Annotated in this window: 12 protein-coding genes; 5 read left to right on the plus strand and 7 right to left on the minus strand. The window is 37.1% G+C overall.

Annotated features, from left to right (window positions below):
- Nucleotides 1–3 precede the first annotated feature (3 nt).
- From DX009_RS05760 to DX009_RS05780, 5 genes are read left to right on the plus strand one after another with little or no spacing between them, the layout of a single operon-like run.
- Nucleotides 4–1,392 (plus strand): bifunctional UDP-3-O-[3-hydroxymyristoyl] N-acetylglucosamine deacetylase/3-hydroxyacyl-ACP dehydratase, encoded by a 1,389-nt coding sequence (locus tag DX009_RS05760; protein WP_006044791.1) that lies wholly within the window; start codon nucleotides 4–6, stop codon nucleotides 1,390–1,392.
- 8 nt (nucleotides 1,393–1,400) lie between these two features.
- On the plus strand, nucleotides 1,401–2,171 hold the full coding sequence (gene lpxA, locus DX009_RS05765) for an acyl-ACP--UDP-N-acetylglucosamine O-acyltransferase (RefSeq protein ID WP_115083319.1): 771 nt from the start codon (nucleotides 1,401–1,403) through the stop codon (nucleotides 2,169–2,171).
- Between the two features lie 6 nt (nucleotides 2,172–2,177).
- Nucleotides 2,178–3,077, plus strand: a complete 900-nt coding sequence (miaA, locus tag DX009_RS05770; RefSeq protein WP_115083320.1) for a tRNA (adenosine(37)-N6)-dimethylallyltransferase MiaA — start codon at nucleotides 2,178–2,180, stop codon at nucleotides 3,075–3,077.
- Between the two features lie 54 nt (nucleotides 3,078–3,131).
- Nucleotides 3,132–5,657 carry a transglycosylase domain-containing protein gene (locus tag DX009_RS05775; RefSeq protein WP_006044788.1) on the plus strand — a complete coding sequence of 842 codons (2,526 nt, stop codon included), beginning with the start codon at nucleotides 3,132–3,134 and terminating at the stop codon, nucleotides 5,655–5,657.
- Nucleotides 5,658–5,675: 18 nt separating this feature from the next.
- The gene (locus DX009_RS05780) at nucleotides 5,676–6,185 is read left to right on the plus strand and encodes a hypothetical protein (protein ID WP_115083321.1); all 510 of its coding nucleotides are present in this window, start codon (nucleotides 5,676–5,678) and stop codon (nucleotides 6,183–6,185) included.
- Nucleotides 6,186–7,043: 858 nt separating this feature from the next.
- On the opposite strand, the gene galK is transcribed toward DX009_RS05780, so the two are convergent.
- The 7 genes from galK to DX009_RS05815 all read right to left on the minus strand — a co-directional run bounded on the left by galK (nucleotide 7,044) and on the right by DX009_RS05815 (nucleotide 15,819).
- Nucleotides 7,044–8,204 (minus strand): galactokinase, encoded by a 1,161-nt coding sequence (galK, locus tag DX009_RS05785; RefSeq protein ID WP_115083322.1) that lies wholly within the window; start codon nucleotides 8,202–8,204, stop codon nucleotides 7,044–7,046.
- Nucleotides 8,205–8,292: 88 nt separating this feature from the next.
- Nucleotides 8,293–9,576, minus strand: a complete 1,284-nt coding sequence (locus tag DX009_RS05790; RefSeq protein WP_115083323.1) for an MFS transporter — start codon at nucleotides 9,574–9,576, stop codon at nucleotides 8,293–8,295.
- A 46-nt stretch (nucleotides 9,577–9,622) separates the two neighbouring features.
- Nucleotides 9,623–10,714: an aldose epimerase family protein gene (locus DX009_RS05795; protein ID WP_115083324.1), complete on the minus strand. Its 1,092-nt coding sequence runs from the start codon at nucleotides 10,712–10,714 to the stop codon at nucleotides 9,623–9,625.
- Nucleotides 10,715–11,015: 301 nt separating this feature from the next.
- On the minus strand, nucleotides 11,016–12,299 hold the full coding sequence (locus DX009_RS05800; RefSeq protein ID WP_115083325.1) for a bifunctional folylpolyglutamate synthase/dihydrofolate synthase: 1,284 nt from the start codon (nucleotides 12,297–12,299) through the stop codon (nucleotides 11,016–11,018).
- Nucleotides 12,300–12,325: 26 nt separating this feature from the next.
- The gene (dnaJ, locus tag DX009_RS05805) at nucleotides 12,326–13,483 is read right to left on the minus strand and encodes a molecular chaperone DnaJ (RefSeq protein WP_115083326.1); all 1,158 of its coding nucleotides are present in this window, start codon (nucleotides 13,481–13,483) and stop codon (nucleotides 12,326–12,328) included.
- Nucleotides 13,484–13,549: 66 nt separating this feature from the next.
- Nucleotides 13,550–14,113 (minus strand): nucleotide exchange factor GrpE, encoded by a 564-nt coding sequence (locus tag DX009_RS05810; RefSeq protein WP_115083327.1) that lies wholly within the window; start codon nucleotides 14,111–14,113, stop codon nucleotides 13,550–13,552.
- Nucleotides 14,114–14,196: 83 nt separating this feature from the next.
- On the minus strand, nucleotides 14,197–15,819 hold the full coding sequence (locus DX009_RS05815) for an ABC-F family ATP-binding cassette domain-containing protein (protein WP_115083328.1): 1,623 nt from the start codon (nucleotides 15,817–15,819) through the stop codon (nucleotides 14,197–14,199).
- Nucleotides 15,820–15,925 lie beyond the last annotated feature (106 nt).

A 15,925-nucleotide genomic window follows, 5' to 3' on the forward strand; every position in this document is an offset into this window, starting at 1 on the left:
TATATGGAAACAACAAAACAGAAAACACTAAAGGGAAGCTTTTCGCTCTTTGGGAAAGGTTTACATACAGGGTTAAGCCTTACTGTTACATTTAATCCAGCTCCAGATAATACAGGATACAAAATTCAACGAATTGATTTAGAGGGACAACCTATCATAGACGCTATTGCAGAAAATGTTGTTGATACACAACGCGGAACTGTAATAGCAAAAGGCGAGGCTCGTGTTAGCACAATCGAACACGGTATGGCTGCTCTATATGCAATGGGAATAGATAATTGTTTAATTCAAATAAACGGCCCAGAATTTCCTATTCTTGATGGTTCTGCAGCAATGTATGTTGATAAAATTAAAGAAATAGGTATTATAGATCAAAATGCTCCGAAAGATTATTATATTATAAGAAAAAAGATGGAGTATAAAGATGAACGAGGAAGCGTCATCACAATCTTACCCGATGAACAATTTTCTATAACTGCAATGTGTTCTTTTGATTCTAAATTTATTAGTAGTCAATTTGCAACACTTGACGATATTGATAAATTTGCTGATGAAATAGCACCTGCAAGAACGTTTGTTTTTGTTAGAGATATTATGCCATTGTTACAAGCTAATCTTATAAAAGGTGGAGATCTCGACAATGCGATTGTTATCTACGAGAAACAAGTAGACCAACCAACTCTCGATCAGTTAGCCGACTTACTTAAAGTTCCACACATGGATGCTACAAGCATTGGCTATATACAGAATAAACCTCTCATTTGGGATAATGAGTGTACAAGACATAAGTTATTAGATATTATCGGTGATGTAGCTTTAATAGGAAAACCTATCAAAGGACGTATTGTTGCAACTAGACCCGGTCATACGGTGAACAACAAGTTTGCAAGAATGATTCGTAAAGATATCCGCAAGCACGAAATTCAAGCACCTATTTACGATCCGAACGAAGAGCCTTTAATGGACAATATCCGAATACGTGAGCTTCTTCCCCATCGTTACCCTATGCAACTCGTTGATAAGGTAATAGCAATGGGAGCAACAACAATTGTTGGCGTTAAGAATATTACTGCCAATGAACCATTTTTTCAAGGACATTTTCCACAAGAACCTGTTATGCCTGGTGTTCTTCAAATAGAAGCTATGGCACAGTGCGGTGGACTATTGGTACTTTCTCAAGTAGAGGAACCAGAGAGATGGTCTACCTACTTCCTAAAGATAGACAATGTGAAGTTCCGTCAGAAGGTTATTCCTGGCGATACTTTATTATTCCGCGTTGAACTTTTAAGCCCTGTACGCCATGGAATTAGTTCAATGCAAGGTTATATGTTTGTTGGTGATAATGTTGTAGCAGAAGCTACATTTACTGCTCAAATAGTAAAAAATAAATAAATAGAATTATGAATACTATTAGCCCATTAGCATTCGTACATCCAAATGCAAAGATAGGTAATAATAATATCATCGGCCCGTTTTGTTATATTGATGACAATACAGTAATTGGCGATAATAATAAGTTGCTTAATAGTGTTACAATACACACAGGTGCACGAATTGGCAACGGAAACGAATTTTTCCCAGGTGCAAGTATTTCTACCAAGCCACAAGATTTGAAATTCCGTGGTGAAGAAAGTCTCTGTGAAATTGGTGATAATAATTCAATACGTGAAAATGTAACTATTTCGCGCGGTACAGCTTCAAAGGGAACGACAATTGTAGGCAGCAACAATCTTTTTATGGAAAGTATGCACATTGCCCACGACTGCATTATCGGGTCGAATATAATTATAGGTAATTCAACGAAATTAGCTGGAGAAGTAAAGGTAGAAGATTATGCTATTATCTCTGCCTCTGTTCTCTGTCATCAGTTCTGTAGCATCGGGTGTAATGTTATGATTCAAGGTGGAAGTCGGTTTTCGCAAGATATACCACCTTATATTATAGCAGGCAAAGAACCTATTCGATATGCTGGCATTAATATTATTGGGCTACGACGCAAAGGGTTTTCTAATGACCAAATAGACCAGATACATAATGCATACCGGTTAATCTATGGAGAAGGCACGCGCGAAGAGAATATACAAAAAATAAAAGAGACTTTGCCAATGACAAAAGAGATTCAACATATTATAGAATTTGTTCAAGCATCGTCTAGAGGAATTATTAAATAAATAGCATTGAAAATCCAAAGTCTTATTGTATTGACAGGTCCAACAGGTGTAGGTAAAACAGCTTTAACACTTGATATAGCACAGCATTATGGTATTGAGATTATTAATGCTGATTCACGGCAAATATACAAAGAATTGCAAATTGGAACAGCTGCGCCTACTAAAGCACAATTAGAACGAGTAAAGCATCATTTTGTTGCGAGTAAAAACGTTAACGATTATTACTCTGCAAGTCTTTACGAGCAAGATGTATTAGAATTGTTAAAAGCAAATCCATCATCGACGTATATTTTATCTGGGGGCTCGATGATGTATATTGATGCTGTTTGCTATGGCATAGACGAGATTCCAACAATAGATAATAAGGTGCGACAAGATCTAATGAAGATGTATGAGACTGAAGGGTTGAATAAACTATGTGAATTGCTAAAAGATTTAGATCCTGCTCATTGGGATATTGTTGATAAACAGAATCCTCGTAGAGTTCTTCATGCATTAGAAGTTTGTGTCCAAACAGGAAAGACCTATACTTCTTTTCGAACAAAACAAAGAAAAGAACGGCCATTCAATATAATAAAGATTGGTTTAAATTGCCCACGCGAAGATCTTTACAATCAGATTAATGCTCGCGTTGAAAATATGGTCGCATCAGGACTCATAGATGAAGCTTTGCGTATGTACAATCACCGCAATTTAAATGCTTTAAATACAGTTGGCTATAAGGAAATGTTCGAATATCTTGATGGACTGACTACATTAGATGAAGCTATTTTTAAAATACAAAGTAATACAAGACAATATGCTCGTAAGCAATTAACTTGGTTCAGAAAAGATAAAGATATTCATTGGTTTCACCCAAATGAAATTAGAAAGATCATAAGACATATTGATAGTTATTTGGCTTAAAGAACATCTTTATAACACTATTGATATGGAACAACCTATATAAATTTATTTCGAATGAAAAGTATAAGTAGATTATTCAAGAATATTATAAAAGGATTTTGTAATTTCTTTCCATGGTATATTAAGTTATATAAAGGTCGTGCATGGTACACAAAATTAGCATTGGGAATTGTATCATTCTTTGTATCGATTTTTCTCTTTTTGGGTATGGTGGATATTAATTTCCTTTGGCTCTTCGGAAAATCTCCAGGCTTTGCAGAGATAAAGACCCCACCAACTTACGCTGCATCTGAGATATATAGTGCAGACTCTGTTTTAATAGGTAAGTATTTTAAGGAAAATCGTATACCTGTGAAGTATAACGAAGTAACTCCTACATTCTGGAATGCTTTAATAAGTACTGAAGATGAACGCTTTTACAGCCATCATGGAGTAGATTTTATGGGGATTGGTGGTGCCGTAAAAGATGCTTTAACACGTGATGGAGCTCGTGGTGCCTCTACCATAACGCAACAGCTTGCAAAAAATATGTTCCACATCAGGAATAAAGAATACTCTGGAGTATTAGGTAAAATTCCTGGTCTAAGAATGCTTATAGCCAAAGCAAAAGAATGGATTATTGCATACAAAATAGAGTTTATATATTCGAAGAACGAAATTCTAACAATGTATGCTAATACTGTTGATTTCGGAAATAATGCGTATGGCATAAAAACTGCTGCTCGCACCTATTTCAATACAACGCCACAGCATCTTACTACAGAACAAAGTGCAACTCTGGTTGGTATGCTAAAGGCTACAACTTATTATAACCCAATTTTGCATCCGGCAAACTCGCTCAACAGACGTAATACCGTTTTATACAATATGGTAACGCATGGACATTTGGCAAAGGCTGACTATATTAAATACTCTAAGTTACCTATGAAACTTGATGTGCATGTCGAAGAAAATTACGATGGAAGAGCACAATATTTTCGAGAATATGTAGCAGATTACCTAAAAGACTGGTTGAAAGATAACGATTACGACTTGTATAGTAGTGGCTTAAAAATATATACTACAATTGACACTCGGATGCAAAAGTATGCAGAGAATGCTGCGAAGAAGCAGATGCATAAGATTCAGCAAGACTTTAACAAACACTGGAGTGGACAAGACCCATGGCGTGATGAGAATGGAGACTTGGTTCCTGGCTTTATTGAGGGAATAGCTGAACGGCAACCTTTTTATAAACGGCTTGTACAAAAATACCATAATCAACCCGATAGTGTATTGTATTATATAAATAAACCCCACAAGGTAAGGCTATTTGATTATGAAAAGGGCGAAATAGAAAAGGAAATGTCGTCTATGGATTCTATTCGCTATATGGTGCGTTTTATGCATTGCTCTATGATTGCAATGGAACCTGAAACTGGAGCTGTGCGAGCATGGGTTGGAGATATTGATTTTAAAACTTGGAAATATGATAAGGTTACGGCACAGCGACAACCAGGTTCAACCTTCAAACTTTTTGTCTATTCTGAAGCTATGAATCAGGGATTAGCTCCTTGCGATAAGCGTAGAGATGAATTCATAAGTATGCAGGTTCCTGATAAGAAAACAGGAATAATAAGAACCTGGATTCCACGTAATGCCAATGGAAATTATTCGGGAGATTCCATTACATTAAAAGCTGGCTTCGCACGAAGTGTCAATACAATAGCAGTACGATTAGGACAAGAAATGGGCATAAAGAATATTATTCGGACTGCACAAGAGATGGGTATTAAAAGTCCTCTTGAAAATGAACCTTCGTTAGCTTTAGGCTCAAGCGATGTAAATCTACTTGAGCTGGTTAATGCCTATTGTACTGTTGCAAACGATGGCGAACATTGCGACCCTGTTGTGGTTACAAAAATAGTTGATCAACGAGGAAACGAAGTATATGTTGCTCCACACACCAACAAGCAGGTGTTACCATATCAAACGGCTTTCTTTATGCAGCAGCTATTAAAAGGTGGACTTACCGAACCTGGAGGAACCAGCCGCTCATTAAATCAATATATATTTAAAGATACCGATTGGGGTGGAAAAACTGGAACTTCTAACAATCATTCCGATGCTTGGTTTATGGCAGTAAGTCCAAAACTTGTTGTTGGCGCATGGGTTGGTGGAGAATATCGCAGCATTCACTTCCGAACTGGCGCATTAGGACAAGGGTCTAAAACGGCTCTTCCAATGTGTGGCAACTTCATCTACGATTTAATGCGCGATAAGGCTTTCCAGAAGTATCATGCAAAATGGTTGCCTAATCCAGAAAGAGATATCGATCCTTCGATGTATAACTGCCAATCGGTTGTTCGAGCTAAACGGACGCCCGATAGTTTGCACACTCATTATAAGAATGAGCGAAAACAGCAACCAGACGAAGAGGTGCAGAACGAGGAAGAAGAGAATAATGTAGAGATAGAAAATGTACAAATGCCAACACATAATAGCGAAGAAAGTGGCAGACCTAAGAAGTCGAGACCATCGCGACAGCCATCTTCGCCTATCAATGCACCGAAACCTCGTATAGAGCCGCTTGAAATTTAATGAACACGCAAAGGCATTATGAATAAATGCATTAATTTACTTGGAGAGGGAGCAGTTTATATACTCTTAGCAAGCAGTGTATATATAGTTTCGTGCAATAAGCGAATAGCTCCTCCCCCTAACCCAAAAGATACTGTTGCAGCTTCAGTGTTTACGCCAAATGCAAACGATACTACGTTAAATATTAATTTATCGAGCATTACAAATCTGGACTTTCCAAAATATAAAATAGTGGAACAGCAACCAATAGTTCCAGATTCTGTGAGTATTGCACTTGACGAAGAAACTGTAGCAAGTGGGAACTATTCTGCCTTATTAAACTTCACAACAGCTCCATCACAGACGTTCTACGAAAGTATAGAACAGGCAGCAAAGCAAGATACATGTTGGAAAATAAATAAAGATAACTATACCTACAACAGAAAAGATAAACAAGGCGGAATGTATCGACTAACCTTTAATAAAGGCAGTATGCAGATATCGGTAAGTCATCTTAATGCCGATATGATTAAAGATCATAAACATTGAACAGCAAGCATACAACTAAACCTATTTTGTATGCTTGCTTTTTTAACAGACAAACATTGCTTTCTCCATACTAAATGTGCAAAGCATAGAAACTACAACACAAGCATACCACAAAAAGATAATACCTACTTAAAAAATCTACGTATTTCTTAACCTTCATTGTTTCCACACATTTTGTACCATCTCTGTCGTATAATCTACGTCAGCACATTACTTTACCGTAATTTACTCGCGTCTTCGTTGCCATTTATATGAGCCTTCTATATCAGTAAGATAGTGATTAAACATTATTATTTACACGTAAGTAAAGTTTTACTTACGTGTAAGTAGAACTTTATTTACATGTAAGTAAAACTCTACTTACACGTAAATAAAACAACACTTAGCCTTAAGAAATAACGCCTATGCTTATAAAAAGATGCGGATATGTATATGAGAAGGAAAAGAATATTGTGAGAAAATTATTGCACACTCGTATTGTCGTGTTTCTCGAACACTATCTCCCCCAAAATTTGTTGCTAAACCGCTTATCAATTATTTTAGATTATTTCCATCGCTCCCTATTCATCGTTCATTTGCCTGTTGGCATCTTTCCTGTCTTATCTTCTTTGACGTTGCTCACTACCATCAGAAATAAGACTGGCAATATACTTAATTATCAAACAAAATCTATACATATTCTAACGACCAATAAAATAGATTCTCTATAGTATAGTCAAATAACTCCCATACTCTAAACGTTGTCGATGTCCAGTAAGAAGGGGCGCAGTTAGTAATCTCTCAATTTAGACACATATCTAACTTTAAATATTGTGCTTAAGTATTTCGTACGAATATAAATGTGTTTTGCAACTTATATTAGCACACTTTGTGTGCACCTTTGCCTACAATAACCGAATAGATTTCTGGTGCGTGTCCATATTTAGCTGCAAACTTAGTCGTAACATCAGTTACAAATTTGTTATAAACATCATCTTTCACAAGGTTAATGGTACACCCGCCGAAGCCACCTCCCATAATTCTACTTCCTGTTACACCATCTTCACGTGCAATGTTATTAAGGAAATCAAGTTCTTCACACGAAACTTCATATTCCTTACTTAAACCGTTATGGGTCTCAAACATTTTCTTGCCTACTGTTTCGTAATCTCCTTTCTCAAGCGCATTACACACTGAAAGCACACGATCTTTCTCGCCAAGAACAAAATGAGCACGTTTGTAGTCTTCTTCGCTGACTTCTGCTTTCACGCTATCCAATTGCTCCAAAGTACAGTCTCTTAAGGTTTCAAATTTAGTTTCTGGATATTTGGAAGCTATTTGTTTTACAACATTTTCGCAACTTCTACGACGATCGTTATAAGGACTTCCTGCTAATTCGTGTTTTACCTTCGAATTTACGAGAATCAGTTTATAGCCTTTAGGATTAAATGGGAAGTATTTGAACTCACGGCTACGACAATCTAATCGCATTAACTTTCCTTCCTCTCCGAAGACACTAGCAAATTGGTCCATAATGCCACAATTAACACCTATATATTTATGCTCTGTAGCTTGTCCAGCAAGCACCATATCCCATTTTGAAACCTTATTGTCGCCGAAAAGATCGTTCATTGCAAAAGCAAAACAACTTTCGAGTGCTGCGCTTGACGACATACCAGAGCCAAGTGGGACATCGCCATAAAATGCCGCATTGAAACCTTTTATATCTACATTCAGTTTCTTCATTTCTTGAACAATACCATAAATATAGCGTGCCCAAGTTGGTCGTGGTCCTTCAGTATCATTAACCTTAAATTCTACACGATCCTTGAGATCTATTGAATAAAGCATGATAGTATCAGTTCCGTTAGGGCGAACTTCAGCCATAATACCTTTATCCACAGCACCTGGAAAAACAAATCCACCATTATAATCAGTATGTTCTCCTATAAGATTTATACGTCCTGGAGCAAAATAGATGCTTCCTGTTTTACCATCAAAATGTTTTATGAAACGGCTTCTAACAATTTCTATATCCATATTTGTTTTATTTAAAGTGTTATTTAAGTGATATTTTCAGCATAAAAAAATGGCAAGCTGAATGCCTGCCATTAAAATAATATATCGTTTAATTGTTTTTTGATTGCCGTGAACCAACTAAAGCATAGAAAAGCAAATACGAAAGCATAGCTACAACTAACCAATAGCTATTGATATCGCCAATTTTAGTTGCTATTAAATCTTGAATTAATGGCATTACGCCACCACCAAAAACCATAGTCATAAACAAACCAGAGGCAGATGCTGTATATCTACCAAGACCTTCGGTTGCAAGATTGTATATAACACCCCACATAACGGAAGTACATAGACCGCATAGAACTATGAAAACTACATTGGTGGGAACTTCTGCATCAATTAGCTTCCAATGAGTAATATCGGGAATTATAAGATTCATTTTACTTGTTTCGGGCATAAATATAGCAATAAGCAGTAATGAAATTGCAACAATTGATGTAGTGGTAAGCTGTATGCGAGACGACACTTTACCACTGATAAAGGCACTAACAAACCGCCCAACAAGCATTAACAACCAATAGAAACCAGAAATAAGCCCACCTACGACAGCACTTCCTAGAATGCCTCCTTTTGAAAGAGGTTCGCTTAGATAGAATAGAAGCTTACTTGGAATACCAACTTCAATTCCTACATAGAAGAAAATAGCAATAATACCCAGCTTCAATTGTCGATAGCCTAATGCCTCTTTGACACCAGCTAACACATCAGACTTTTCGGTTTCAGGCTCTGTAAGTTTCGTGAACCAAACTATACAGAACGAGAAAGCAAAAATTGCCAATGCAATAAGCAGCAAAGGCGTAACAACTTTAAGTGATGTTGTCTTTGTAATCTCACCTATCATAGAACCTGTTAGAATTGGTGTCAATGTTGCTGCAAGAGAATTTAATGAACCTCCTGTCTGTATAAGTTGGTTACCTCGATTTCCACCACCACCAAGAAGATTCAACATAGGGTTCACAACAGTATTAAGAATACAAACACAGAAACCACATACGAATGCACCGAAAAGATAAACAATATATGTAAATAAGGAATTTCCATCCATATTGCTTGATATATATTGTATTCCAATACCTATCAATCCTAAAGCTAAAGCCACAAGAGCAGTCTTTTTATAGCCAAATTTTGTAATCATCACACCAGCAGGAATGCCCATAAACAAATAAGCAACAAAGTTCATCATGTTACCCATCATACCTGCTCCTTCATAATGCTCCTTCCAGATAGTACCAAATGGCGCTGCCATATTTGTTACGAAGGCAATCATAGCAAATAGAAATACCATAGTAATAATTGCCACCAATGCTCCCCGTTTCTTAGTTTGATTTTCCATTGTTTATATATTTCCGTTTTATTAATTAATCTTATATATCTTGCTTTTATTTCTCTACACCGAATTTATAGATAGTTTTTTGCTTATATTCCCTACATGGCTCCAAAATAACAGAAGGGAAGTAAGGGCGATTAGGACTATCTGGAAAGTGTTGTGCCTCAAAACAAATAGCACTACGACGAGGAAAAGTAGCTCCATTTTGCCCTTTATATCCATTAGCACCATTATCTGTATATACTTGGAGTCCCGGTTCGGTTGTAAATACTTCCATTATTCTGCCACTTTTAGGATCTTTAATTCGCGCTGCAAACGACAGTTCTCCTTCTTCTTTTTTATTCAGCACAAAGCAGTGGTCATAGCCTCCACCTATCTTTATTTGTTCATGTTCTGCATCAATATCCTGACCAACTAATTTAGGTTGCCGAAAATCGAATGGTGTCCCAGCTACTTTTAAGACTTCACCTGTTGGAATAGATGTTTCATCAATGGGAATATAGAAATCGGCATTGATTTGGCATTCTAAGTCCTCAATAGTTGGAGTCGGATTAGCTATACCTGCCAAAGAAAAGAATCCATGATTGGTAAGATTTATTATTGTCTTCTTATTGGTTTTTGCAGAATACTTTATAATCAGTTCGTCATCATCGGTAAAAGAATATGCAACCCACACTTCAACTTCGCCAGTAAAGCCCTCTTCCCCGTATGGCGATGTATATTTCAGCACAACGGCATGCTCATTTATCTGAACAGCGTCCCAAACTTTGGTGTTAAATCCTTTTTTACCTCCATGCAATGAATTAGGACCATTATTAATGGCTATATTGTATTCTTTTCCGTCCAATTGGAAATGTCCTTTAGCAATACGATTGCTATAGCGACCAATGAGTGTTGAAAGATAAGGTTCTGGCGAATTGATAACATCGTGAATATTATCATGCCCTTGTATGATGTTTGCCAAATTTCCATCTCTATCTGGAATTATGATGGCAACAATCGCACCACCATAATTAGTGAAGGCTATTTCGTTACCTTTTGCATTCTTAAGTATATAAAGATCTGTTCTCTTACCATCTATTATAGTCTGGAAATCTTCGCGTCTCAGACCACACACATAATTTGTCGCTTCGGTATTTACCATGATTTTCTGATTTTAGTTACATGTCTATATTGCAAAGGAAACAAAAATAACCGATAACCACAAACTATTTCAAAGTAAAAGGAGTTTTATCGTGTGTTAAAAACAATTAAGAGGGTGTGTCAAAACTCGTTTTCAGCTAAAGACAGCTATCATTTTGTAAAGAATAACCGTTACCAAAGAGTTAATAACTCAATGATAACGGTTACTTTAATATTTATGAGGGAGTGAAACTGTTAATATGAAAAGAAGCTTTTCTGAATTCTTAGTTTTGACACACCCCCTTAACTGGAGTATATTATTACTAGAATTTACTTAAAAGGTCAGCAACTACATAACTTGAGCCTCCAACAAATATAAAGTCGTCTTCGTCTGACTCGCTTAATGCTTGTTTATAAGCTTCTTCAACATTAGTAAAGGCTTTACCTTTAAGTCTATATCGCTCACCAACTTCTGCAATTTTTTCTACAGCAAAAGCTCGCTTCGTACTGGGTTGTGTCCAGTAATAATGAGCATCTACTGGCAAAAGCTTCATCACAGACTCTATATCTTTATCGTCTACCATTCCAAAAACTATGCGTAGATTGAGGCATTTCTGATTTTTAATTTGTAGTGATAAGTCTTTCCAACCTGCTTCATTATGTCCTGTATCACAAATAACAATAGGATTTTCTTGTATTTGTTGCCATCTACCCATTAAACCTGTTGCTTCACACACATTTGAGAAACCTTTTGCAACGCTGTCAATATTTCTAATTATCTGATTATTGTAAAGTTGCATCACAGCCGTTAGCAGTGTATTGGTATTCTTGTCTTGATAAATTCCCCCCAATTCACCTTCAATTGTACCAAACAAGCGTGTTTTATAAGTGCGACCTCCCTTCGGATTAGCAGTTGCCGATAATACCATAGGAAAATCTTCGGCAAATACTATCATAGCATCCATCTTTTGTGCCTTTGCTTCAAAAACGACACGAGTATCGGGCGTTGCTTCACCAATTACGACAGGAGTATTCTGCTTTATAATCCCGGCTTTTTCGTATGCAATCTTTGGTAATGTATCGCCCAAAAATTGAGTGTGGTCAAGCGATATATTAGTAATAATGGAAAGTAGAGGATTAATAATATTAGTACAATCTAAACGACCACCTAATCCTACTTCTATAATAGCAAAGTCTACTTTCTGTTCTGCAAAGTATTTAAAAGCCATTGCAGTAGTCAGTTCAAAGAACGATGGATGCAATGGTTCAAAGAACTTGCGATGACTTTCAACAAAATCAATCACATATTCTTCTGAAATCATCTTGCCATTTATTCTTATGCGTTCTCTAAAATCAACAAGGTGAGGACTTGTGTAAAGTCCAACTTTATAACCATCAGCTTGCAATATTGCTGCCAATGTGTGAGAACATGAACCCTTACCATTACTTCCTGCAATATGAATAGAACGGAAATTTTGATGTGGATTTCCAAAGTACTCGTCTAATGCGAGAGTTGTTGATAAACCTTCTTTATAAGCAGAAGCACCCACATGTTCAAAAACAGGGGTGCTATTATATAAGTATTCTGTTGTTTCTTCGTAAGTCATTTCTATTGCTTTTCAGTCATCGAATTTTAGCTGAATAGTTTCTTGAAGTTATCAAAAATAGAACATTTCGTATGAGCGTCTCCTTTGAAGTTATCGCTTTCTTTAAAATCTTCAATGGCTTTGCGCTCTGATTTCGATAACGTTTTAGGCACATAAACACTTATTTGAACAATAAGGTCTCCTATTCCGTTACCGTAACCTTGCACTGCAGGAAGTCCTTTACCTCTTAAACGAAGAGTTTTACCGGGTTGTGTACCTTCCTCTATCTTTATTTTTACAGAACTACCATCTATCGTAGGAATCTCAGCTTGACCGCCTAAGACAGCTGTTGGGAAATCGAGCAATAAATTGTAGATAACATTTTGTCCATCGCGAATAAAAGTATCGTTGTCCTCTTCTTCGATATAAACTTGTATGTTACCCGCTATACCATTATGTTTACCTGCATTACCCTTACCAGGTACATTCACTACCATTCCTTCGGCAACACCTGCTGGAATATTAATCTCAACAACGTCTTCGCCTTTTACAACGCCATCACCATGACAATGTGTACACTTATTCTTTATAATAGTGCCTTCTCCACCGCATACATGGCAAGTTGTTTGTGTTTGCATCATACCAAATATGCTTTGTTGGGTACGAATTTCCATACCACTACCGTGACAGTTTGGACAGGTTTCTGTTCCACTTCCATTTTCTGCACCAGTTCCGTGACAGTGTTCACAGGCTACATCTTTACGTACCTTAAATTTCTTAGTAACACCTGTGGCAATCTCTTGCAAAGAGAGCTTAACTTTCAAACGTAAATCAGAGCCTCTATATTTTGGTGTTTGATGACCTCCACCACCAAATCCACCGAAGCCCCCGCTTCCGTGTCCCCCGAACACATCACCAAACATAGAGAAGATGTCGTCCATTGAGAAACCACTACCACCAAACGGATTACCACCTCCCATATTAGGTCCATCGAATCCAAACTGATCGTATTGTTGTCGCTTCTGTGGATCACTTAAAACACTATATGCTTCTGCTGCCTCTTTAAATTTCTCTTCAGCATTAGCATCATCTGGATTCCTATCAGGGTGATATTTAATAGCAAGTTTCCTATAAGCCTTCTTTATTTCATCGCCCGATGCGTCTTTTGCAACGCTCAGAACTTCATAATAGTCTCTTTTTGTCATCTGGTATTTATCATAAAATGAAAGGCTCTTGTAAATATTGAGCCTAGATTACTCAATCTATAGTTTTTATTGACCAACTGCTACTTTTGCATGCCGTATAACCTTATCGTTTAAGGTATAACCTGTTTGCACACAATCTATTATCTTACCTTTCTTATCATCGCCCATTCCTGGTACCATTGCTATTGCTTCATGATAATCCACATTGAAATCTTTACCATCGGTATCAATCTTCTTTACACCAATGTTTTCTAAGACTTTCAAAAACTTCTTATAAATGAGCTCGAAACCTTCTTTAATTGCGGTCGAATCTTCAGTTTTATCGGCAAGTGCACGCTCAAAATCATCGAGAATAGGAAGAACTGCTGTAACAGTTTTTTCGCTGCCATTAAGTATAAGTTCTGTTTTCTCTTTCAGTGTTCGTTTCTTATAGTTCTCAAACTCTGCATACAGACGTATATACTTATCTTTCCACTCGTTAGCTTCTGTTTTATCGCTTTCCTGTGTAGATTCTGATTCTGCCACTTCCTCATTATCTATTTCAGGCGATGCCTCTTCCATAGTAGGCGTTTCGTTCTGTAATTCGGGAGCCTCGTCCTCTATTCTTATTTTCTTATTCTTTTTGCTCATAATAATAAATCTTTTGTTTTAGAGCTACAAATAGTGTGCCAACATAATAAGATTCTGTTGTGCTATTCTATCTGATAATAGTCTTAAACCTGATACATTTTAGCTTTCTGTTCCTTAATCTGGTCGTCGTGAATGTATTCATCGTAACTCATAAGCTTGTCAATTGTACCGTTTGGAGTTAATTCGATGATACGATTAGCAACAGTTCCTATAAATTCGTGGTCGTGAGAGCTAAAGAGAATATTACCTTTAAAGCCTACAAGATTATTATTGAATGCCTGAATGCTTTCCAAATCGAGGTGGTTTGTAGGAGTGTCGAGTATTAGGCAGTTTGCATTTTGCAGCTGCATTCTTGCAATCATACAACGCATTTTCTCGCCTCCAGAAAGTACATTAACTTTCTTTTCTACCTCTTCTTGTTTAAACAACATACGACCAAGGAAGCCTTTCATTACTACCTCGTTGCCTGGACCATATTGCGAAAGCCAATCAACAAGATTTAAATCACAATTAAAATATTTGGTATTGTCCAGTGGTAAGTAAGCTGTTGTAATAGTTACACCCCAGTTGTAGGTACCTGCTTGTGCTTCGCGTTCACCATTAATGATATCGAATAAAGCTGTCATTGCCTTAGGATTACGTGATAGGAATACAACTTTCTGTTCTTTCTCAATATTGAAGTTTACGTGGTCGAATAATACAGTTCCGTCTTCATCAACAGCTTTTAAGTCTTGAACTTCTAAGATTTGATTACCTGGTTCGCGCTCCATTTGGAAGATAATTCCAGGATATTTACGACTTGATGGGCGAATTTCCTCTACATTTAGTTTCTCAAGCATCTTCTTACGTGAAGTTGTTTGCTTGCTTTTTGCCACATTGGCAGAGAAACGACGGATAAATTCTTCTAACTGCTGTTTCTTTTCTTCGGCTTTCATTTTTTGGTTTTGCGCTTGACGTAAAGCTAACTGAGAACTTTCGTACCAGAACGAGTAGTTACCTGCAAACACTGTAACTTTACCGAAGTCGATATCAATTGTTTGTGTACTTACAGCATCGAGGAAGTGACGGTCGTGCGATACAACAAGTACTGTTTGTGTTTCTTCTATTTCGCCGAGATAATCTTCCAACCACTCTACTGTTTCAAGGTCGAGGTCGTTGGTAGGCTCATCGAGCAAAAGGTTATCGGGTTTTCCGAAGAGTGCCTTTGCCAACATTACACGCACTTTTTCTGTGTTTGACAAGTCGCCTACTTTTTTTTGGTGTGCATCTTCTTTCACCCCTAAATGTTGTAATAATTGGGCTGCTTCGCTTTCAGCTTCCCAACCATTCATTTCGGCAAACTTTAGTTCCAAATCGGCAGCACGGTTTCCGTCTTCTTCGGTCATTTCTGGTTTAGCGTAAAGTTCTTCACGCTCTTTCATATTCTTCCAAAGTGGTTCGTGCCCCATAAGCACCGTGTCCATTACCTTAAATTCATCGTATTTAAAGTGGTCCTGTTCCAATACCGACAAGCGTTCTCCAGTTCCTAATGTGATAGTTCCTTTGTTTGGCTCTAAATCGCCTGAGATAGCACGAAGCAATGTTGATTTTCCTGCTCCATTGGCTCCGATAACACCATAGATATTTCCTGGAGTAAATTTAATATTAACGTCCTTATACAGAACTCTTTTTCCGAATTGAACGGCAATGTTTGAAAGTGTAATCATTGTTTGTTTAAAATCCTTTTTTCTTATTTGAGCGCAAAGGTACAACAATAATGTGACACTTGCAAGAACTACAATCTATGTCGTGTCATAAGTAAAAAATAACACA

The sequence above is a fragment of the Prevotella pallens genome (genome assembly GCF_900454935.1).
GTDB classification, from domain to species: Bacteria; Bacteroidota; Bacteroidia; order Bacteroidales; family Bacteroidaceae; genus Prevotella; species Prevotella pallens.